Annotated in this window: 23 protein-coding genes and 1 pseudogene; 8 read left to right on the top strand and 16 right to left on the bottom strand. The window is 66.6% G+C overall.

The features are described from left to right. The first annotated feature begins 6 nt into the window (after positions 1-6). Complete coding sequence (locus HTZ84_RS03110) at positions 7-693, top strand: RNA ligase partner protein (protein WP_174679343.1); 687 nt, start codon at positions 7-9, stop codon at positions 691-693. Positions 694-810: 117 nt separating this feature from the next. On the opposite strand, the gene sod is transcribed toward HTZ84_RS03110, so the two are convergent. The 7 genes from sod to HTZ84_RS03075 form a co-directional block, all read right to left on the bottom strand. Next, positions 811-1,413, bottom strand: coding sequence for a superoxide dismutase (gene sod, locus HTZ84_RS03105; protein WP_174679342.1), 603 nt, complete (start codon positions 1,411-1,413; stop codon positions 811-813). A 169-nt stretch (positions 1,414-1,582) separates the two neighbouring features. After that, entirely contained in the window at positions 1,583-1,987 is a 405-nt protein-coding gene (locus tag HTZ84_RS03100; protein ID WP_174679341.1) for a DUF7344 domain-containing protein, read from the bottom strand. Between the two features lie 219 nt (positions 1,988-2,206). Further along, the gene (ndk, locus tag HTZ84_RS03095) at positions 2,207-2,671 is read right to left on the bottom strand and encodes a nucleoside-diphosphate kinase (RefSeq protein WP_174679340.1); all 465 of its coding nucleotides are present in this window, start codon (positions 2,669-2,671) and stop codon (positions 2,207-2,209) included. After that, the gene (locus tag HTZ84_RS03090) at positions 2,671-3,036 is read right to left on the bottom strand and encodes a 50S ribosomal protein L24e (RefSeq protein ID WP_174679339.1); all 366 of its coding nucleotides are present in this window, start codon (positions 3,034-3,036) and stop codon (positions 2,671-2,673) included. Before HTZ84_RS03090 ends, ndk begins: the two co-directional genes overlap by 1 nt. Before the next feature lie 3 nt (positions 3,037-3,039). Beyond that, positions 3,040-3,264 carry a 30S ribosomal protein S28e gene (locus tag HTZ84_RS03085; RefSeq protein ID WP_008894573.1) on the bottom strand — a complete coding sequence of 75 codons (225 nt, stop codon included), beginning with the start codon at positions 3,262-3,264 and terminating at the stop codon, positions 3,040-3,042. Positions 3,265-3,275: 11 nt separating this feature from the next. Beyond that, positions 3,276-3,638 carry a 50S ribosomal protein L7Ae gene (gene rpl7ae / locus HTZ84_RS03080; protein ID WP_126661535.1) on the bottom strand — a complete coding sequence of 121 codons (363 nt, stop codon included), beginning with the start codon at positions 3,636-3,638 and terminating at the stop codon, positions 3,276-3,278. Between the two features lie 322 nt (positions 3,639-3,960). Beyond that, complete coding sequence (locus tag HTZ84_RS03075; RefSeq protein WP_174679338.1) at positions 3,961-4,347, bottom strand: putative zinc-binding protein; 387 nt, start codon at positions 4,345-4,347, stop codon at positions 3,961-3,963. A 46-nt stretch (positions 4,348-4,393) separates the two neighbouring features. On the opposite strand from HTZ84_RS03075, the gene HTZ84_RS03070 reads away from it, so the two are divergent. Then, positions 4,394-4,939, top strand: coding sequence for a molybdopterin-dependent oxidoreductase (locus HTZ84_RS03070; RefSeq protein ID WP_174679337.1), 546 nt, complete (start codon positions 4,394-4,396; stop codon positions 4,937-4,939). Positions 4,940-5,081: 142 nt separating this feature from the next. After that, a complete protein-coding gene (locus HTZ84_RS03065) occupies positions 5,082-5,474 on the top strand; it encodes a VOC family protein (protein WP_174679336.1) in 393 nt (130 codons plus the stop codon). A 119-nt stretch (positions 5,475-5,593) separates the two neighbouring features. Here the strand turns inward: HTZ84_RS03065 and HTZ84_RS03060 are convergent, their stop codons facing one another. Further along, complete coding sequence (locus HTZ84_RS03060) at positions 5,594-6,268, bottom strand: hypothetical protein (RefSeq protein ID WP_174679335.1); 675 nt, start codon at positions 6,266-6,268, stop codon at positions 5,594-5,596. A 289-nt stretch (positions 6,269-6,557) separates the two neighbouring features. Here HTZ84_RS03060 and tmcA point away from each other — a divergent pair, with 289 nt between their 5' ends. Both tmcA and HTZ84_RS03050 read left to right on the top strand, forming a co-directional pair. Then, a complete protein-coding gene (tmcA, locus tag HTZ84_RS03055; protein WP_174679334.1) occupies positions 6,558-8,915 on the top strand; it encodes a tRNA(Met) cytidine acetyltransferase TmcA in 2,358 nt (785 codons plus the stop codon). A 125-nt stretch (positions 8,916-9,040) separates the two neighbouring features. Beyond that, entirely contained in the window at positions 9,041-9,313 is a 273-nt protein-coding gene (locus tag HTZ84_RS03050; protein WP_174679333.1) for a hypothetical protein, read from the top strand. Positions 9,314-9,392: 79 nt separating this feature from the next. Here the strand turns inward: HTZ84_RS03050 and HTZ84_RS03045 are convergent, their stop codons facing one another. Next, entirely contained in the window at positions 9,393-10,457 is a 1,065-nt protein-coding gene (locus HTZ84_RS03045) for a pyridoxal-phosphate-dependent aminotransferase family protein (protein WP_174679332.1), read from the bottom strand. 83 nt (positions 10,458-10,540) lie between these two features. After that, positions 10,541-11,284: an SDR family NAD(P)-dependent oxidoreductase gene (locus HTZ84_RS03040; RefSeq protein ID WP_174679331.1), complete on the bottom strand. Its 744-nt coding sequence runs from the start codon at positions 11,282-11,284 to the stop codon at positions 10,541-10,543. Between the two features lie 148 nt (positions 11,285-11,432). Here HTZ84_RS03040 and HTZ84_RS03035 point away from each other — a divergent pair, with 148 nt between their 5' ends. Together HTZ84_RS03035 and HTZ84_RS03030 are read left to right on the top strand one after the other, a co-directional pair. Further along, entirely contained in the window at positions 11,433-11,918 is a 486-nt protein-coding gene (locus HTZ84_RS03035; protein ID WP_174679330.1) for a DUF456 domain-containing protein, read from the top strand. Between the two features lie 116 nt (positions 11,919-12,034). Further along, on the top strand, positions 12,035-12,271 hold the full coding sequence (locus HTZ84_RS03030) for a zinc ribbon domain-containing protein (protein WP_174679329.1): 237 nt from the start codon (positions 12,035-12,037) through the stop codon (positions 12,269-12,271). Positions 12,272-12,325: 54 nt separating this feature from the next. Here HTZ84_RS03030 and HTZ84_RS03025 read toward each other — a convergent pair whose 3' ends face one another. The 6 genes and pseudogenes from HTZ84_RS03025 to mvk all read right to left on the bottom strand — a co-directional run bounded on the left by HTZ84_RS03025 (position 12,326) and on the right by mvk (position 19,870). Further along, entirely contained in the window at positions 12,326-14,050 is a 1,725-nt protein-coding gene (locus HTZ84_RS03025) for a glutamate--tRNA ligase (protein WP_174679328.1), read from the bottom strand. Positions 14,051-14,642: 592 nt separating this feature from the next. Then, entirely contained in the window at positions 14,643-15,692 is a 1,050-nt protein-coding gene (gene idsA3, locus HTZ84_RS03020) for a geranylfarnesyl diphosphate synthase (protein ID WP_174679327.1), read from the bottom strand. A 1-nt stretch (position 15,693) separates the two neighbouring features. Then, positions 15,694-17,046 carry a ribonuclease J gene (locus HTZ84_RS03015; RefSeq protein WP_174679326.1) on the bottom strand — a complete coding sequence of 451 codons (1,353 nt, stop codon included), beginning with the start codon at positions 17,044-17,046 and terminating at the stop codon, positions 15,694-15,696. Between the two features lie 276 nt (positions 17,047-17,322). Further along, a pseudogene (locus tag HTZ84_RS03010) lies at positions 17,323-18,077 on the bottom strand (SDR family NAD(P)-dependent oxidoreductase). 63 nt (positions 18,078-18,140) lie between these two features. Then, positions 18,141-18,887, bottom strand: coding sequence for an isopentenyl phosphate kinase (locus HTZ84_RS03005; RefSeq protein ID WP_174679325.1), 747 nt, complete (start codon positions 18,885-18,887; stop codon positions 18,141-18,143). Further along, positions 18,884-19,870: a mevalonate kinase gene (gene mvk, locus HTZ84_RS03000; protein WP_174679324.1), complete on the bottom strand. Its 987-nt coding sequence runs from the start codon at positions 19,868-19,870 to the stop codon at positions 18,884-18,886. Before mvk ends, HTZ84_RS03005 begins: the two co-directional genes overlap by 4 nt. 102 nt (positions 19,871-19,972) lie before the next feature. Between mvk and HTZ84_RS02995 the strand changes: the two genes are divergently transcribed. After that, a complete protein-coding gene (locus HTZ84_RS02995) occupies positions 19,973-20,896 on the top strand; it encodes a thiamine-phosphate synthase family protein (protein ID WP_174679323.1) in 924 nt (307 codons plus the stop codon). The last annotated feature ends 84 nt before the right edge of the window (positions 20,897-20,980 follow it).

Here is a 20,980-nt window from a genome sequence, read left to right as displayed (position 1 = left end):
TCGACTATGTCTGGCGAACTGCCACGCCAACGGTTCGTTCTCGACACGTCACTGTTTATCACCGAGGAGATCCGTCGGGGAGACGAATCGCTCGAGTCAGCCGTCATCCGCCTGTTCGACCTCATCGCGACCGCGCGACTCGAACTCAACATCTCCTGTTACGTGCCGCCCTCGATCCACGACGAACTCGCGACGATGTTACGGGAACGCGACGTCGACGAAACGGTGTTCTCGCGGCTCGACACGTGGGTCGTCCGCAAGAGCCCCGATCGGTACGGCGTGACGATTCCGGCCAACATCGTCTACAACTTCATCGACGAGATGAGCGATCGGGTCGATCGAGGCCTCCGCGTCTCCGAACAGGCGATCCGCGAGGTCGAACAGCTCGACCCCGACGCGCTCGCGAGCGATCCGACCGACGACGGGCGCGAGGAGTACATGACCGACGCCGACCGGATCCTCTCGGACATGCGTGACAAGTATCGGCAGGCGCTCCGACAGGGCGTCCTCGACTCCCGCGAGGACTTCGACCTGCTGATCCTCGCCCGCGAACTCGACGCCGGCGTCGTCACCGAGGACCGAGGCATCATCTCCTGGGCCGACGAGTTCGGGCTCCGGTACGTCCGCGGCGGCCAGTTCCCGACGCTCCTCGAGGAGTACCTGCGAGCGGCCGGCGTCGAGGACGAGTCGTAACGGCGGTCTCCGCGCTATCCGCTCCTCGAGTGACAGTCACGGGTGCACCGCTACCGGCGGACCGATCTGCGAGAAAAATTCGGGATTGACTGGCTCGTCGCTGTCGCGGTCGGCGACTTACTCGAAGTGATCGAGGCAGGTCTGGTACTCCTCTTCGGCCTTCTCCCAGTTGACGACGTCGAAGAAGGCGTCGATGAACTCGCCGCGGTCCGGACCGTAGTCGTAGTAGTAGGAGTGTTCCCAGACGTCCAGCGCGAGCACGGGATGGGCGCCCCAGAGCGCGCCCTGGTCGTGCTTGTCGACCGCGAGGTTACGCAGCTGCTTGGCGACCGGGTCGTAGACGAGCAGGGCCCAGCCACCGGCGGCGCCGGCTGCCTTCTGGAACTCGCCCTTCCAGCCCTCGTAGGAGCCGAAGTCCTCTTCGATGCGGTCGGCGAGGTCGCCCTCGGGCTCGCCGCCGCCGTTGGGGGACATGTTCTCCCAGAACAGCGTGTGGAGGTAGTGGCCACAGCCGTTGTGGGTGACGTCCTTGAGCGCACCGGGCGTCGAACCGTAGTCGCCCGATTCGCGGTTCTCCTCGAGGGTCTCCTCGGCCGAGTTCAGACCGTTCACGTAGCCCTGGTGGTGGGTGTCGTGGTGCCAGGTCAGGACCTGCTCGGAAAGTGCCGGTTCAAGCGCGTCGTAGTCGTACGGAAGTGGTGGAAGTTCGTGGTCAGTCATTGGCGCTCACCTACAGTTCATATCTGCATCTCGCGTGTTAAGCTTTGAGGAAAGAAACGCTACCACGGAACACAACCCGACGCCCGCACGCGATTTACGCTACTGACACCGAGCTATCGGGGCGCGTACTCCCCAGTTCGTCGCCCCTCGCGCGGTTGTCGACGGTCCCTCAGGCGAGTTCCTTGTGCCGGGCGTGCTCGAGCCACTCCTCGAGCGACGGCTGGTTCCAGTAGCGGACCATCTCGCTGCGATGGTCGTGTTCGAGAACGCCCGCATCCTCGAGTTTCGGCAGGTGCGTATGCTGGAGGTCCATGCGAACCTGTTGGCGGCGGCTCTCGAGATCGGGGTCGTCGTCGGCCCGGTCGTCCGTCTCGGGATCCGAGTTCGACTCGAGATACTGCCGGCTGACGACGGCATCCGTCAGTTCGTCCATCGTTGCGACGCCGTCGGGCTGATCGTAGAGATGGTACAGCGCGTATCGGCGGCGACGATTCGAAAGTAACTCGAAGATGAGATTCAGCGACGGCGTCACCTGAGCTGTGAGTTCCGTTGCCTCTCCCTCCGTTTCACGCATCCACGAACCACCTACCGTGTGTTACCATTCGAAACCACCACCAGCCTCTACTGCAGCCGTCACATTAGATGTTACGTCTACCTAGAAAAATACATGTACTCGGCCCTGAGTCAGATCGGCGGTAAAACGGCGATACAGGGCCGCTCGAGTGAGTTCAGCTGAAACTCGAAATGAGTAACTCTCGATGAAAACGACGAACGGACGATCGCGGTGATCGCGTTACTCGTAGAGCCACTCGGCGTCGTGCTGATCGTAGTCGATCAGCTCGTCGTCGTCGAAGTGGATCGCGATCTCGCGTTCGTTGGCGCCCTCGTCCTCGTGGTCGGCGGCGTGGACGACGTTCCGACCGAGATCGAGCGCGTAGTCGCCCCGGATCGTTCCGGGTTCGGCCTCGAGGGGGTCGGTCTCGCCGATCATCTGGCGGACCTGACGCGTCGCGTCCTGGCCCTCCCAGACCATCGGGACGACCGGTCCCGAGGTGATGAAGTCAACGAGGTCGTCGTAGAACGGTTTGTCCTCGTGTTCGCCGTAGTGTTCTTCGGCCCGTTCGCGGGGCATGTTCTCGACCTTGATCCCGACGAGCTTGAGCCCGCGGTCCTCGAGTCGAGAGACGACTTCGCCCACGAGCCCACGCGCGAAGGCGTCGGGCTTGACCATCACGAAGGTTCGCTCGTGGTCACTCATTAGGCCTCACTCTCCTCGGCCTCGGCTTCCTCGGTCTCGTCGACCGCTTCGTCGCCGGCGGGCACGTCGTCTTCGTCTTCGTCGACGGCGTCGGCCTCGGTCTCGAGATCCTCGTCTTCGCCGGCTTCGACCTGCTCGGTCTGGTCGGCTTCCTCGTCGGCGGGCGTCTCGGCCTGGGCGGGACCCTTGCCGCGGCGACCTTCCTCGGTCCACTCGAGATCGCGGGGTTCGCGACCGAGCTTGTAGTTCTTCTCGGCCTTCGAGTCGACGAAGTGGAGCACGCTGCCGTCGTTCTTGACGTACATGATGCCCGTGCCGGGCTCGATCTCTTCGCCCGTGTAGTCACACGTTCGTTTCTCGACCATTGGTTATTGTCCTCCGATGGAGTCCGCCTCGCGGGCGGTCTCGCGAAGCTGGAGTACGTCCCCTTCGCGGACCGGCCCGAGGCAGTTCCGGGTGATGATACGTCCCTGGTTCTCGCCCTCCTGAATACGGCATTTGACCTGCATGGCCTCGCCGTGCATGCCGGTCTTGCCGACGATCTCGATGACCTCGGCGGGCGTGGATCCAGTTTCTTCCTCTTCAGCACTCATCTCTGATCACCTCAGTCGAGGTCCTCGACCTTGTCGGCGATATCTTCGACGTCGTCGGAGGCCTCGCCGGCGTCGACGATCGCCGCGGCGGCCGAGCCGACCTCGAGGCCGGCTGCGTGGCCGACGTCGTCCTGAGTCTCGACGAAGACGACGGGGATGCCCTTCTCCTCGGCGAGGTCGGGCAGGTGCATGACGATCTCTTCGGGAGAGACGTCCTCGGCGACGTAGACGAGCTCGGCGTTGCCGCGCTCGATCGCCTTCGTGGTTTCGTTCGTTCCTTTCTTTACGCGTCCGGTGTCTCGTGCGACCTCGAGGGCCTCGAGGGCGTCCTCTGCGAGGTCGGCTGGGATGTCGGTGTTGACGTAGACTGACATTGGTTGTTCACCTCTCCTACACGTGGGCTCGCGCTCCCCTGCCATTCGGGGCACGATACGGGCAGACGGACGTCGTGAGCGGGCGTCCGACGACCGTCGTGTCGGACGCCGCAAACAGTTCCGTCAGCCCGTATGGCCACCCCTGGCCGAAGTAGCTTCGGCGGAAGTCCTGTGAGGCTAGGAGCATCATCAACCCCGCGTAGGGTGTACTACGTCTGTAGCGTTGCCCCCCTTAAAAGCGTGTTCAAACGACCGGAGCCGTGCGACGCGTCCGCACATCGGAAATGGTTTCGTTCCTGACTAGATCGCCACGGGCGGTGACTCAGGCCGTTCCCTCGAGGGTCTCGATCTCCGAGGCCAGCTTGCGGCGCAACCGCTCGGCCGCCTCGTCGTCGTAGTCGGTGTGGTACTCCTTCGCCACGCCGTGTTCCGCGAGCATGTAGTGGCGGTCGGGCGCGACGTCGTGGCGATCGAGACACCGTTTCGTACACTCGAGCGGGCAGCCGTCGATCGCGACGATCGGCCGGCCCGAGGTCGCGGTGTCGACCAGCGGCGCCACGCCGCCGCCGACGCCGGCGATACAGGACATCTCGGCGACGCCGTCCCGGTCGAGGGAGATCGCCAGATCGTTCGCCAGCTGTGCGGCGCTCGAGCAGCCCGAACAGGAGTAGACCAGCGGGAGCTCGTCGTACTCGGTTTCGTCGCTCATCTCGGCCGTTCGTTTCCCCCGAGCGCTCGAGAAGGTGGTCCCGCACATGTGCGCCCCAGCAGGTTTCTCGATCGGCGGCGTACCGACTCCCGTGACCGATCTCAGATCGCATCCGGTCCCGGACGCGGTCGACGCCGAAGCTTGGACGCTCCGCGTGACCGGCGCCGTCGACCGATCGCTTCGCCTCACCGCGGCGGCCCTCGAGTCGTTCCCCCTCGAAACCGTGACCGCCGACTTCGCCTGCGCCGAGGGGTGGGTCGCCGACGGGCTCGCGTGGCGCGGGATTCGCGTCGGGGAACTCCTCGAGCGCGCCGGTCCGTCGGCCGAGGCCGAGCACGCCCTCGTCGGCGCGATGGACGGCGACTACGCCTGTTCGTTCCCGCTCGAGACCCTCTCGGACGCGCTGCTCGCGGTCGAACTCGACGGAGAGCCACTGCCGGTCGCCCACGGCGGGCCGGCGAGACTCGTCCCGACCGGTCCCGGCCGCGACTGCTGGGAGAGCGTGAAGTGGGTCTCGGAAATCCGCGTCGGCGAAACGCCGTTTCCGGACGCCGACACCGCGAAGGAGACCGCGCTGTCCCGGCTCGGATAGGACGGCCCATCCTTCTCGCTCGCTCGATCGCCGGAGCGATGACACCACGACCGTTCGGACCGCGGCCGATGGTAGCGACAATTATCTCCGACGTGACCTCCATTCACGTGATTATCTACTAACAGTATTATGCACTATAAGCATGACCTCGATAGAAAAGATTACTTTCGCTTGTAATTCGCCGGATCGACTCGCGACGTTCTGGGAACGGGCGCTCGAGCGCGACCGGGTCCCACTCCCCGCTGAACCACCCGACGAGACGGACGATCCGGATTACGTTCTCCTCGCGGCTCCCGACGATCGATCGCCGCCGCTCCTGTTCAAGCGACTGTCGAAGGGGTCCACCGAGGATATCCCGATTCACCTCGATTTGGCGACCGAAGATCGGGCGGCCACGGTCGAACGCCTCGAGGAACTCGGCGCGAGCGCAGTCGAGACGAAACGCGAGCGATTCGCCGATCGGACCGAGGAGTGGACCGTGATGGAGGACCCGGAGGGGAACGGCTTCTGCGTCTGCGATCGAGCGCCCCGATGAACGTCGTCGGCGGGCGCGTTCGGCTCCTCGAGTCGCCGCTCGGTCGAGTGCGGTAGTGGACGTACCGTTCTCCCTAGCGAAAAATTGACTTTCGAAACGCGAACGGTCGACGACCGACGCTACGCGCCTTCGGAAGCCGTTTCGGTGATCCGATCGAGGAGTTCCCGTTCCGAGCGCCGGTTGCGGACGAACTCGATCAGCCAAGAGACGCGAACCTCCACCGTGAGGCCCGACTTTCCTTTCTTCTTCTTTCCGTCGGTCTCGTCCAGGACGGACACGGTGATGGTCTCGATTGCGGCGATAAACGCCTGCGGATCGGTGACCGCGTCGCCCGCGGCGCTAACGATGTCCGAGAGCCGCTGTCGCAGTTCGGCGCTGTCAGCCGAGGCCGACAGGTCGTCCGCGTTCAGGTCCGAGACCGACACCTTCAGGGTGAGATTCGGCCCGCTCCGGCGGAGCGTCTCGACCGTGATACCCTGCTGCTCCAGCAGGGACTCGAACGCGTCGACGTCGAGGCCGGGAACGTCTCGTTTCCCGTTCTTGTCACCGCCTTTTTCGTCGCCGTCCTCGGCGTTTTCGCCGTTTTCACCGTTTTTGCCGTCCTTTCCGTTTTCGCCGTTTTCGCCGTCTTCGGCGTCTTCACCGTTCTCGTCGGAGCCGTTCGGCGTTTCGTTCCCGTTTCCGTTCTCGTCGGACTCGTTCTCGTCATCGCTCATGAGATCCTCGCCGCTGCAGCCCGCGAGGACGGTTGCCAGTCCGACGCCGCTACCGAGGAGGAGTTTTCTTCGCTCCATGGTCGCCCCATTGACGATACTTCTTAAAGGTAATCGGATGATATAAATTGAGACGAGATCGTCCGAATTTTGGAACTGTTTCCGGACGCTCAATCGAGGCGCCGTCTGCCGGTTCCGGTGTCGGAGCCACAGTTCGGTCGCGTCCGACCGAGTTCGGCGTCAACGATTGCACTGATTGCAACGGAACGACGACGGTTCTCGGCCACGCCACCGAGCCACTGGGCGGACCGGGGACGCCGTTCTCGACGGATCCCGGATACTATTACGGGCTGCGTTCCAACGAGACCCCATGATCGTCGAGACGGGCGCGACGGTCCTGTTCGAGGAGGCGACGGCGGTCGACGAGCGACGCGTCCTCGTCCTGGCCGGCGACCGCGAGCGGGGGTACGACGCCCTCGAGTCGATCCTCGACGCGATTCCCGTTCCGATCACGGAAACCACGCTCGTCGGCCCCGAAGACCGGCTTCGCTGCGAACACCTGCCCCAGGCCAACGCGAGCGAACTCCTCGGAACGACGCGGACCGCGATCGCGCTCGACGCCCACGAGGGGCTGCGGCCGAACGCGCTCGGGAAAGTCGTCGGCGCGGTCGACGGCGGCGGCCTGCTCGTCCTGTTGACGCCGCCGCTCGAGGAGTGGCCCGATCGCCGCGGCGCGTTCGACCGGTCGCTGGCCGTCCCGCCGTTCTCGCTGGACGACGTCACCGGTCGATTCAGGACTCGGCTCGTCGAGACGTTACGAGCCCACCGGGGAATCGGAATCGTCGACCTCGAGACCGAGCGGATCGTCGACGACGGGCTGACGGAACCGGCGCCGAAGCGAGTCGACGGCTCGGACGGGACCTCGTTCGAGGCCCCGCCGAACGCTCGGTTTCCCGCCGACACCTACGAGGCGTGTCTTACTGGCGACCAGCGGGACGCCGTCGAGGCGTTCGAGTCGCTGCTCGAGGGCGTCGACGGGCGCGAAGACAGCGGCGGGGACGCGGAGACCGAACAGCGACGCGCCGTCGTCCTCGAGGCCGACCGCGGACGGGGCAAGTCCAGTGCCGCGGGACTGGCCGCGGGCGCGTTCGCCGCCGACGGACTGGACGTGCTCGTCACCGCACCTCGGTCGCGAAACGCGGCGGAACTGTTCGACCGCGCCGGCGAACTGCTGGGGACGCTCGGGGCCGACGCGACGATCGACGGTCGGACGATCGAGACGAGTTCCGGCGGTCGCGTTCGGTTCCTCGAGCCGGCGACGGCCGTCGAGCGAATCGAATCGGCGACCGGCGACGACCGCGGCCCCGCCGATATCGTCGTCGTCGACGAGGCCGCCGCGCTCCCGGTCTCGGTCCTCGAGTCGCTGCTCGCGGCCGATCGGGTCGCGTTCGCGACGACGATCCACGGCTACGAGGGCGCGGGGCGGGGGTTCTCCGTTCGCTTCCGGGACCGCCTCGCCGAGAGCGATCACGAGGTGATCGACCGCACGCTCGTCGACCCCATTCGGTACGCCGCCGGCGACCCCGTCGAGGTCTGGGCCTTCCGCGCGCTGCTCCTCGACGCTCGTCCACCGGTCTCCCCGCTGGTCGCCGACGCGACGCCCGAGACCGTCGCGTACCGCAGCCTCGAGCCCGACGACCTCCTCGCGGACGACCGCCTCCTGCGGGAGGCGTTCGGCCTGCTCGTGCTCGCCCACTACCGCACCGAGCCCAACGATCTCGCGCGGCTGCTCGACGCGCCCAACCTCGAGGCCCGCGCGCTGGTTCACGACGGCCACGTCGTCAGCGTCGCCCTGCTGGCCCGCGAGGGGAACTTGCCGCCCGAGACCCGCGCGATGATGTACGAGGGCGGCCGGATTCGGGGGAACATGCTCCCGGACGTCCTCACGAGCCAGTTGCGCGACGAGGCCGCCGGCGAGTCGGCCGGCCTGCGCGTCGTCCGGATCGCGACCCACCACGCGGCCCGCTCTCGAGGGCTGGGCTCGCACCTGCTCGAGCGCGTTCGCGAGGCGTTCACTGACGGCGGCCTCGAGGCGGGCGACGACGGCGACGGGATAGACTGGCTCGGTACCGGCTTCGGTGCCACGCCCGGCCTGCTCGAGTTCTGGCGCGAGAACGGCTACCGGACCGTCCACGTCTCGACGACTCGCAACGACGCCAGCGGCGAGTACTCGGCGCTCATGCTCGCCCCGACGGGCGACGCCGGTCGGGAACTGCACGACCGCCACGCCGACTGGTTCGCCCGCCGGTTCCCCGCGCTCTGTACGGACGCCCTCTCGGATCTCGAGCCGGACGTCGCCCGCGCGGTGCTTCGCTCGGTCGACGCCGACGCGGCCCCGGAGCTCGGCCTTTCGGCCCACGACTGGCGCGTCGTCGCCGGCGCGGCCTACGGCCCCGGCCTGTTCGACGCCGATCCCGGCCCGTTTCGGGACCTCGTCGTTCGGTACTTCGTCGAGGATCCCGACGACGCCGACCTCACCGCCCGCGAGGAACGCCTGCTCGTCATGCGCGCCCTACAGGGTCGGCCGTGGGAAGCCGTCGCGGACCGCCTCGAGTACCACTCGTATGGCCAGTGTATGCGCGCGCTCGGCGGGGCGTTCTGTCCGCTGGTCGACCGCTACGGATCTGAGGCGGCGCTCGAGGTCCGAGAGCGATTTCTCGAGAACTGAACGTCTCCGCTTCTGTGTTTGCTCTGTTGCGATACATAGCAGTGCCACACACAGAGATTCCACGCTTCCCGGTCCATTCGTGCTACTAGAGACAAACATATAGGATTAGAGTTAGTTCACACAATATGTGCAATTCAGTCGATATTGACGGAATACGAACTGAGTTAGAGAAGCGGTTCGATCCGGACCCTGCGATACTCGAAGCAGTAGTGGAGCAAATCGAGAGGGCCCAGCAAATGGAAGATCTATCCGACTATTCTCATTGGCGCGAGCCGACCAAGCTGGGTGACGACCTCGAGAGTTTCTCGCGAGGATACGGATTACAAGCCGGGTGGAACACGTGGATCGGGATCCAGAAGACGGATACTTCGAATCTGACTATCGACGAGGAAGAATAGATAATCCGTCTGATGGGCTGGCCTCTTGGGGCGTCTCGATATGTGAGTGAATCGAGACCGAGTACGACCGACTAACTCTCTACTCCAAGACGGCCTCGAGTGCGTTCATCGCCCGGTCGACCTTCTCGACCTCGGCGTTGTACCCCATGTGGCCGAACCGGAGGATGTCGTCCTCCAGCTCACCCAGCCCGGTCGCCAGTACGACGTCCTCTTCCTCGGCGACTCGCTGCCGGATCGCTTTCGCCTCGCCCGGGAGGCGAAACGCCGTCACGGTCGGCGAACTCCGCTCGGCATCGGGATAGACCTCGAGTCCCAGTTCGGCGCCGCGCTCGCGACAGCGCTCGGCGGCCGCCTCGTGGCGCTGGTAGACGTCCTCGAGCCCCTCCTCGAGCAGGCGATCGATCGCTTCCTCGAGGGCGGCTACGTTCGCGCTCAGGTGCGTGTACGGGAAGTTCTCGGAGACGTCCTGCCACGGGAGGAAGTTCGTGTACAGCGAGGACGGGTCGCGTTCTTCCATGCGCTCCCACGCTCGGTCGCTGATCGCGGCGGTGGTCAGCCCCGGCGGCGCGCTGAAACACTTCTGGGACGCCCCGAGACAGACGTCGATCCGATCGGTCGGAACCGGCGTCCCGCCGAGCGACGAGACGGCGTCGACGACGCTCGGCACGTCGTACTCCTCGAGCAGGTCCAGCACGGGGTCGAGATCGTTGAGCGTCCCGGTCGGCGTCTCGCAGTGAACCATCGTCGCCAGTGCGAACGGCTCGCCGTCGGTTTCGGCGTCCTCGAGCGTCCGCTCGATGGCCTCGAGGTCGAGCGGGTCGTCGTAGGGCGCCGAGACGAGTTCGGCCTCGCCGTCGTAGGACTCGACGAAGTCCGCGAAGCCGTCGCCGTAGAGCCCGTTCGAAATGCAGAGCACGCGATCGCCGGGCGCGACCAGCGAGGCGATCGCCGCTTCGAGGCCCAGAATGCCCTCGCCGCCGGGGACGACGACGTCGTGGTCGGTGTCGTAGACGTCGGCGAGGGCCTCGCAGAGGGCCTCGTAGCGCTCCGCGAACGCGGGATCGACGTCCGGATTCGGCTGTTCCTCGGCCATCGCCTCCCTGACCGCCGGCGGGACCGCCGTCGGTCCTGGCGTGAACTTCATGGTCGGTCTCCGCGCCGCGTCCCTTAGCCGATTACGGTGGCGGTGAACGATTCGCGCGGACGGTCGGGACTCCCCGCGAACGGTCAGGAGAGCAATCGCCGCAGCACCGACTCAGGGATCGCCTTCAAGAACCACGCCACGAGCCGCCAGCGGCGGGGGACGTAGACGTGGTTCCGCTGCTTATGGATCGCGCGGACGATCTGCGCAGCGGCCGTCTCGGGCGCACACTCCCAGAAGCCGCCCATCGAGAGTTCGGTGTCGACGAAGCCCGGTTCGACGGTCGTGATCGTCACGTCCGCGTCGCGATCGGCCTGTCGCGCCCGCAGCCCCTCGAGGTACGTCGAGACGTACGCCTTCGAGGCGTTGTACGCCTGCACGCCGCCGACGCCGAAGTGGGCGGCGACCGAGGAGATGCCCACGAGGTGGCCGTCGCCGGCCCTCGAACGGTCGGGCGTCGACTCGAAGTACGCCATCGCGGCGGTCGCGATCGCCGTGAACCCGCGGACGTTGACGTCGACCGTCTCCCGTTCGGCCTCCCACTCGAGGTCGGGGTTCATCGCCGCGGTGCCGGCGCTGATGACGACCACGTCGACCGACCGCATCGCCGCGGCGAGTTCGAAAAAGCCCTCGCGGGCGTCGTCGGTATCGGTGACGTCCATCGTCGCGACGGAGGACTCGGTCGGCAGTTCGGCGCCGATCTCCCGCATGCGTTCCGTCCGGCGGGCCGCCAGCCCGATCTCGTACCCCTCGTCGGCGAGCGCTCGAGCCAGCGCCTCGCCGATGCCCGAGGAGCCGCCGACGACGATCGCTCCGCGCGTCTCGCTCATACGGACGGATTCGGTCGTCGAACCGTAACGATACTGGTGACCTACCCAGGGCGGCGAGACGTCTCCGAGCGCTCGCTGTCGCGTCGGAAGCGACCGGATCACGACCGAAGGCCGTACGCCTTTGGGTCGGCCCACCATCTGTTCCCGTATGGTCGATGCAGTCACGATCCTCGCGGTCGCCCTGCTCGTCGGCGGCGTCGTCGGAACGGTCGCGCCGCTGGTCCCCGGCGGGCTGCTCTCGCTGTCCGGGCTCTCCCTCTACTGGTGGCACTCCGGGTTCAGCGATCCCGGGACCCTCACGGTCGCCGTCCTCGCGCTCCTCGCCGTCATGACGATGATCGCGGAGTTCTTCGGCGGCTCGATCGCCGCTCGAGCGGGCGGGGCCTCGTGGACAACCACCACGATCGCTACCGTCGTCGCCATCGTTCTGATGATCGTCACCGGCCCGTTGGGACTGCTCGCCGGGCTGTTCGGGACGGTCTTCCTCGTCGAGTTCGTTCAGGGCGGCGACGCCGGCGGCAGCGTCCGTTCGGCGGCGTACGCGACCGGCGGGATGCTCGCGTCGACGGCGATTCAGGTGCTGTTGACCGTCACGGTCCTGCTCGGATTTCTCGTCGCGGTCTTCGTCTTCTGATCGCCGCGGTCGCGCGTTTCTGTCCACGCGTTGTCCGGAACGGAACCACCGGTCCGCAGGTTCGTATTCGGGGTACCGTGACAGCAACTTATCTGGCCACGAACTGTAGTCCGTCTATGAGCATGTTCGAACGGCTCGGCGAGAAAGTCGAGCGCTTCAAACAGGAGGCGGTGGCCGCACGCGAGGACAGCGCTCCCTACCGCTGTCGCGACTGCGAGACCCGGTTCCACAGCGAGCGGGAGACGTGTCCGGAGTGTGGAAGCAGTGAGGTCGAGCGAGTTTCCGAGGCGACCGAATCGGACGGAGAGACGAACGCAGAGTCGGTGACAGAAACGGAAACGAAAACGGAGTGACGTACTGCCGGCAGTGGCCGATCGACTATCGATCGACGATCGGTGCGATCCGAATTAGGGATGCGCGTAGTAGACGACGGTCTCCTCTTCCTCGTCGTCGTGTCGGTCGATTCGCGCGAAACCAACCCGTTCGAACTGCACCATCTCGTCGCTCTCGAGGTCGCCGACGCCGGGTTCCGCGTGGCCGCGCACGTCGCCGTCGGGCGTGCGCATCCGGACGGCGACGCTCTCGCTCGCCGGGGCCCAGTGGACGACGTCGACCTCGCCCTCCCGGACCACGTCGATGTCGTCGGCCGTGTACTCGAGCGCGCCCTCGGCGTACCGGAAACAGCCGAGTCCCTTGAGCCAGATGCGTTCGCCGTCTTCGGGAACGTCCTCGGGCTCGAGCATCACGGAGTCGCTGACGGGGATCTCGCGGACGCCTCGCTCCTCGTGGTTGGGATGGAGCGGCGGGTTCGCTTCCGCGGGCGGATCGCCGGAGATCGGAAGCTGGTTGCCCTCCCGGACGAAGAAGCGGCGGTCGGTCTCCTCGTCGATCAGGTCGCGGTTGTTCGCGTAGATCGAACTCATCGCGAGGTCGACGTCGCTGGTCGACGTGCCCAGCCCGGCCATCGCCTCGACGATTGCCTCGCCGCGGATGCCGCGCCGGCGGAGGCTCTTGAGCGTCGGCGCGCGCGGGTCGTCCCAGCCGTCGAGTTCGCCCTCCTCGATCAGTTCGGCGATGGTCGACGTGCTCATCTTCACGTCGTAGGCGTCGATCTGGACGTGGCCCCAGTGGACGACCTCGGGGTAGTCCCAGCCGAAGTAGTCGTAGACGAACTGCTGGCGCTTCGCGGAGTCCTGCAGGTCGATGCCGCGGATGATGTGACTGATCTCGAGGAGGTGGTCGTCGACCCCCGACTGGAAGTCCAGCATCGGCCAGCAGCGGTACTCGCTGGCCTCCTCGCGGGGATGGGGCGTGTCGATCATCCGGAAGCCGACCCAGTCGCGGAGCGCGGGATTCTTGTGCTCGATGTCGGTCTTGATCCGCAGGACCATCTCGCCGCTGTCGTACTCGCCGTCGACCATGGCCTCGAACTCCTCGCGGACCGTCTCGACGTCCTTCTCGCGGTGGGGGCAGGGTTCGCCGCTGTTCTTCAGCTCCGAGAACTCCTCGCCGGAACACGAGCAGGTGTAGGCCCCGCCGAGCTCGATCAGTTCGCGGGCGTGCTCGTAGTAGGTCTCGAGGCGGTCGCTCGCCTTGTAGGTCGCGTCGGGCTCGAAGCCGAGGTAGTCGAGATCCTCGAGGATGGCGTCGTAGGCCTCGAGATCGGGGCGTTTCGTCTCGGGATCGGTGTCGTCGAAGCGGACGCAGAACCAGCCGTCGTAGCGCTCCTTGTAGGTGCCGATGACGGCGGGCATCCGGGCGTGGCCGACGTGCCACGGGCCGTTGGGGTTGGGCGCGACGCGCATCCGGATTTCGTCGTATTCCTCTGCGTTGGGTAGGTCGGGGAGGTCGTGTTCGTCCGCCTCGTCCTCGGCCTCGATTTCGGCGAGTTCCTCGGGGGCGAGGTCCTCGAGTCGCTCGCGTTTCTCCTCGTACGAGAGGTCGTTGACCCGGCCGATGACGCCGCCGGCGATCCCCGGGATCTCGTCGCCGTGCTCGCGGAAGTCGGGGTTGTCGCCCATCAGCGGCCCCATGATCGCGCCGACGTCGGCGTCGCTCTCGTGTTTGACGGCGTTCAACAGCGCGTGCTTCTCGGCCTCGCGCTCGATGCGCTCGCGCAACTCGTCGTTCATTACGCTGCGATAGTCGTGCCCGGACCAAAACGTCCGCGATGTCCACGCGTCGTTTGCGGCTCGCTCCCCGCGAATCTCGAAGCGGCGACGTCGACGCTCGATTCGTTCCGACGACGGACCAGTCGTCTGGCATGCGGTGGCGCGCGCTGTCGACCGGCCGAGCGAAAGCGAGGCCGGGCAGCAAATTCGTGCGAGGGATGAGCGACCAACGGGAGTGAATCGGCTGGGGAGGGGGTGGCAACTCCCCGTTGCCACGGTATCAGAAGTCTATTTTCATTGATGGTTCTTTAGACCACGGTTCAGATTTCGTATGCTGTATCGTGGCACCAGTGATTCCACGTCCTCCCCAGCCGACTCGCTCACTCCTGTAGTCGCTCGCTCGTCCCTCACGCACTGTCGTCGACCCACCTCACTCACGTTCGGCGGGTCGACAGCACGTGCCACCGCAGATAGATGCATCGGGCCGTAACGATCCGTTCTCGACCCCTGCGGTCCCGCGTCCGAACCGAAGTCCCACCACTACTCGAGCGAACCACTCACACGACCGAAAAATAGCGCCGAAAAGCGGCGACCGAACGACGCTACCGAAGACTCAGTAGCCGCGTTCGATCAGGTAGTCCGCGATGTCCCGAAGCAACTCGCGGGCCTCGTTGTCCGGCAGGACCTCGAGTCGCTCCTTGCCCTGGGCGACGAGGTCCTGAGCCGTGGTGTTGGCGTACTCGATCGAGCCCGAGGCCTCGAGTTGGGCGACGGCGTCGTCGATCTCGGCTTCGGTGACGGCCTCGACGTCGTTCGTGTCGACGAGATTGTCGACGTCGACGCCCTGATCGCGGGCGTGGACCGTGATCAGCGTCTGTTTGTTCTCGACGAGGTCGCTGCCCCGCTGTTTACCGAGCTTCTCGCTCGGGACCGTCAGGTCGAGGACGTCGTCCTGGATCTGGAACGCCCGGCCGATGTCGAGCCCGTAGCCGTAGAGGGCGTCGACCGTCTCCTCGTCGGCCCCCAGCAAGATCGCGGGGAGACACGCCGAGGCGGCGTACAACACCGCGGTCTTCTGCTCGACCATCTCGAGGTACTCGTCGGGCGAGACGTCCGCGCGTTCCTCGAAGGTGACGTCCAGGGACTGGCCCTCGCAGATCTTGGTACAGGTCGTCGCGAGCACGTTGAGCGCTTCGACCGACCGGTCGGGTTTCGCGCCGGTCTCGAGCATGATCTCGAACGCCTTCGAGTAGAGCGTGTCGCCCGCCAGAATGGCGGTCTCGAGATCGTACTCCTCGTGGACGGCGGGGACGCCGCGGCGGAGGTCGTCGTCGTCCATGATGTCGTCGTGGATGAGGGTAAACGACTGGATGACTTCGACGCTGACCGCCGCGTCCATGATGTCGATGCGGTTCCCGTTTAGCGTCGGGAACTCGCGGTAGTCGGTGCCCAGGGGCTCGACGTCCAGCAGCGATTCGGCCGCCGTCAGCAGGACGGTCGGACGCAGTCGCTTGCCGCCGGCGTCGAGTAGGTAGCGCGACGCCTCGTAGAGCCGTTCGGGACGCTGGATCGGTAGCTCCTCCGGGATGGCCTCGTTGACCCGCTCGCGGCGCTCGCGGACGGCCTCGAGCACCGCCTCCTCTCGTGCCTCGGGACTGGTCATATCAGTCGACGAGTTGGATGAGGTTGCCGTTGCGCGTGACGTGGAGGTCACGGCCGAGCTGGTACCCCTCGCTCTCACAGAGGTTGACGTAGCTGGAGTAGCCGCTCATGTCCTGGTGAGCGGGGATGATGTGCTGGGGCTGGAGCGCGTCGAGCATCTCGTAGTGGCCCTCCTGATTGAGGTGGCCCGAGACGTGGATGTCGTCGTAGACGCGGGCGCCCTGCATACCGAGCAGCTTCTCGGCCTGGTAGCGCTGGCCCTCGTTGGTCGGCTCCGGAATGACCCGGGCCGAGAAGACGACCTTGTCGCCGTCGTCCAGCTCGTAGGGCGTCTCGCCGCGAGCCATTCGGGTGAGCATCGCGCGGGGCTCGCCCTGGTGGCCGGTGACGATGGGCAGGTAGTTCTCCTTGCCCTCGTTCATGATCCGCTTGAAGGTGCGGTCGACGGACTTGCGGTGGCCGAACATCCCGAGGTCGTCGGGGAAGTCGACGAAGTCGAGTCGTTCCGCCGTGCCGGAGTACTTCTCCATCGAACGGCCGAGCAGGACGGGCTGGCGGCCGATGTCCTTGGCGAACTCGACCAGCGACGTCACCCGCGAGATGTGACTCGAGAAGGTGGTGGCGACGATGCCGCCGTCGTAGTCCTCGATGCTGTAGAGGACGTCCCGGAGGTGCTCCCGGGCGACCTTCTCCGAGGGCGTGCGGCCCTTCTTGTTGGCGTTGGTACAGTCCTCGATGTAACACAGCACGCCGTTGCCTTCGCGGCCGATCTCGCGGAATCGCTCCATGTCGATCGGGTCGCCGATGACGGGCGTGTGGTCCATCCGTTTGTCGAGCCCGTAGACGACCGCGCCTTCGGGCGTGTGGAGGACGGGGTTGATCGCGTCGATGATCGAGTGGGTGACGTTGACGAACTCGAGTTCGACCTTGCCGGAGTCGCCGATCGACATCGTCTCGCCGGCGTCCATCTTCACGAGGTCGTTCTCGACGCCGAACTTCTGCTCGCCCTCGATCTGCTGTTTGACCAGTTCGATCGTGAAGGGCGTGGCGACGACCGGCGCGTTGTATCGGTGGGCCAGCTTCGAGATGGCGCCGATGTGGTCTAAGTGACCGTGAGTCGGGACGATCGCTTTCACGTCGCCCTCGAGATCCGACATCACTCGGTCGTCGGGGATCGCTCCCATGTCGATCAGGTCTAAGCTGTGCATCCGCTCGGTTTCGACGTTGTCGTGGATCAGGACCTGCGAGAGGTTCAGACCCATGTCGAAGATGACGACGTCGTCTCCGGCGCGAACGGCAGTCATCTGCCGTCCGACTTCCTCGTAGCCGCCGATTGTTGCGATTTCGATTTCCATAGTTCGTTGTACTGAAAGCCGCGATCGACTCTCATCGAAACGGTCCGCGGACTCCCGGTTGTGCGGCCCCGGCGTCTTACAGCGCGTCGGCCATCCCGCTATGCGCACGGGGAGGCAATCGCCTCCGATCGGTCGAGGTGTCACACCGTCGACCCCGAGCGCACTTGCCCGCGGGTTTCGCTAGTGGCCACTACACGCCGGGGTGTTAAAAACGCAGTGGGTTGGGCATCCCGCTCGAGCGCTCCCTCAAAAACGGCGAACGCGGCGGTCTCGGCCCTATCGACTGAGATAACCGCCGTCGACGCCGAACGCCTCCCCGGTGACGAACGACGCCTCGTCGCTACACAGCCACGCCGCGGCGTTCGCGACCTCTTCGGGCGTCCCGAGTCGATTCATCGCGTGCATCCCGCGATCTGGTCGCGCTCCTCCACGGCCACGTCCGCCTCGAGGAGCGGCGTCTCGATGAAGCCGGGGCAGACGCTGTTGATCCGAACGCCGGTTTCGCCGTTCTCGAGGGCGGCGCTTTTCGTGAGTCCGAGAACGCCGTGTTTGGCAGCGGCGTACGCCGAGGAAGTTTCGAACCCGACCTTCCCGAGAACCGAAGCGTTGTTCACGATCGCGCCGCCCGCGTCCTGTGCCTGCATCCGGGCGATCTCGGCTTTCATGCAGTTGAACACGCCGTTCAGGTTGACGTCGACGACGTCGTGCCAGCGCTCGGCGGGATACTCGTCGACGGTGGCCCGCTCGCCGCCGATTCCAGCGTTGTTGAACGCGCAGTCGAGGCGTCCGTACTCCTCGACGGCGGTATCGACCATCGCTTGCGCCGATTCCGGATCGGTCACGTCCGTCTCGACGAAGATCGCGTCGCCGCCGTCGCCCTCGATCGTCGCGACCGTCTCCTCGCCGCCGTCGACGTCCAGATCCGCGACGACGACGCGCGCTCCGCGCCGCGCGAACTCGAGGGCCGTCTCCCGTCCGATTCCCGATCCGCCGCCGGTGATCAGTGCGGTCGTCTGGTCGAACGAACCCATACCGGAAGACGACACGAAGAGGGAGAAAAAACGGAGCCAGTCGTGTGCGCTGTCGGTCGCCGACTACGACGAGTCGATCGTCGTCCCCGGCTCGTCGCCGGCGAGGAACGCCTCGAGGTCCTCGAGGCCGAAGATCGAGGCCTCGGCCTCGAGGGTCAGCAACGCCTGTACCTTCGCGGCCATGCCGCCGGTGACGTCGGTCGCCGCGCTCTCGCCCAGCACGCCGGCGACGTCCTCGTAGGCCGCGATGCGGTCGATCACCGCATCGTCGTCGTCCAACACGCCCGGCACCGTCGAGCAGAGGCCGATCCGGTCGGCCTCGAGGTCGCGGGCCAGCGCCGTCACGAGTTCGTCGCCGCTGACGACGGTCGCGCCCGCACCCGCGTGGGCGACCAGATCGCCGTGGAGCACGGGGACGAACCCCTCCGCGAGCAGCGTCGCGACCTGCCCGGTCGGCAACTCGAGGTCGCCCTCGACGTCTCGGTGGCCCGCCGAGAACGGGTGGACCGGCACCGCCTCGACGCCGCGCTCGAGCAGTCGGCTCAGGACGAACCGGTTCAGGGTCGTCATCGCCCCGTGGATGTCGAGGGCGGCGCCGGCGTCGCGGGTTCCCTCGGCGGTCGTGACGCCGTGCTCGCTGGCGTTGTGGTGGCCGAAGCTGCCGCCGCCGTGGACGATCACGAGGTCCTCGACGCCGCCCTCGAGCGCCGCGGCGACCGCGTCGGCGGCCCGCTCGAGGGCCTCGCCGTCGAGCGTCTCGGGACGGTCCTTGTCGGTGATGACGCTGCCGCCGAGTTTCAGGACGATCATTCGAGTCGGGCCACCCCCGTTTCGGCGAGTTCGGCGCGGAAGGCGTCCTCGCAGCCGGGCGTGTACGACAGCGCCGTCTCGGTCTCGTTGGTGTCGTCCAGCGAGACGATGCAGCCGCCGCCGCCGGCCCCCGTCAGCTTCGCGCCCATGGCACCGGCGTCGCGGGCCGCCCAGACCATCGAGTCGAGCGTTCGGGAGGAGACGCCGAGCGCCGAGAGGAGTCCGTGGTTGAAGTCCATCAGCCGACCGAGTTCCTCGATATCGCCCGCGGCGAGGGCGTCCTCGCCGCGCCGGACGATATCGCCGATGGCTTCGACCGTGTCGGCCGCGAAGTCGTACTCCTCGCGGAGGCCGCGGACGCCCGCGACGAGTTCGCCCGTGTCGCCCGCACCGCCGTCGAAGCCGATCACGATCGGGAGCTCCGGCGCCTCGAGCGAGCGGCAGTCGTCGCCCTCGACGCGGACGGCACCGCCCGTGGCCGAGCAGAACGTGTCGGCGCGGGAGGCCTGTCCGCCCTGGACCTCGTGTTCCGTTCGGTAGGCGCGTTCGGCCAGATCGTCGATCTCGAGGGTCGTGCCGAGTTCGCGGGTGCCGGCGTCGATGGCGGCGACGGCGACCGCCGCCGAGGAGCCCAGCCCCGCGCCCAGCGGGATGTCGCTCTCGATGGTGACGTCGAAGCCGACGTCGTCCTCGCCGGTAACCGACCGGACCTGCTCGATCGCGCTGTCGACGTAGCCCATCGCGGCGTTGAGCAGCGACTCCGAGACGTCGACGTCGGGCCGCCCCTCGGGCTCGCCGGCGTACTCGACCGTGAAGCCGTCCAGGCTCAGGTCCTCGGCGTGAACCCGGAGTTTGCTGTCCGCCCGTTGCTCGACGTCGACCCGCGCCCGTAACTCGATCGCACACGGGACCGCGGGCTCGCCGTAAACCACCGCGTGCTCCCCGAACAAGTACACCTTCCCGGGAGCGCTCGAGACTGCCATATCCCGCCGTTCGTCCGACGACGGTTAATAGCTACTCTTCTCGCGGCCCCGGGGTCCCGGAGGAGTCGGATTTAAGCGGGTGTCGCCGCAACGCGGTCGTATATGTCTCTCGTCCTGCCGAGCGAACTCGTCGTCGACCGCTTTCTCCCCACCGTGCGGGCGATGCTGGCGACTCGCCTCGCCGAACGCGGCATGACCCAACAGGAGATCGCAACGAAACTCGGCGTCACGCAGGCCGCCGTCAGCAAGTACGTCAGCGGCGAAAGCGGCGGCGACGACCGCTTTCGCGACCACCCCGAGACCGTCGCCACCGTCGACCGCATCGCCGACGGCCTCGCCGGCGGCGAGATGGACGGCTACGACGCGCTGGCCGAACTCCTGGCGCTGATCCGTGACTTAGAGGATCGCGGCCCGATCTGTGAACTCCACGAGGAAGAGATGCCCGCGCTACGGGGGCTCGGCTGTGATCTCTGCGTCCGCGGCCTCGATCCCGACGTCCGCGCCGAACGCGACGTCCTCGCGAACGTCAGGACGGCCGCCAGAACCCTCGCCTCGATCCCGGAGATGGCCGCGGCCGTCCCGAACGTGGGGACCAACGTCGGGATGGCCCTCCCCGACGCGCACGACGAGACCGACGTGGCCGCCGTCCCCGGCCGGATCTACGAGATCGGTCGCCGAATCGAAATCCCCGCCAACCCGGAGTTCGGCGCCTCGAAACACGTCGCGACTGCGATCCTCGCCGCCCGCTCGGTCGACCCCGCGGTTCGCGGCGCGGTCAACGTCGCGACCGACGACGCGCTCCTCGAGGCCGCCCGCGCGCTCGGGTTCGACCCCCTCGAGTTCGACGCCGACTACGAGGATCGGGGCGAACACCTCCGCGACCGGTTCGCCGAGCGCGGGAGCGTTCCGCGGGTGGCCTACCACCGCGGGGCGTTCGGGATCGAGCCGATCACCTACGTCTTCGGCGAAACGGCCGTCGACGCGGCCGACCTGGTCAGCGACCTACTTGCGGAGGCGTCGGCCTGACGGCACAGTAACCGACGCCGCGGGTGGGTCGGGAGTCGCCCGCGAGACTCCGATCGAATTCCGGCCGATACCCTCGACGGCGTC

Source organism: Haloterrigena gelatinilytica, assembly GCF_013342145.1.
GTDB lineage: Archaea > Halobacteriota > Halobacteria > Halobacteriales > Natrialbaceae > Haloterrigena > Haloterrigena gelatinilytica.
This window is presented reverse-complemented; position numbering and strand designations above follow the sequence as displayed.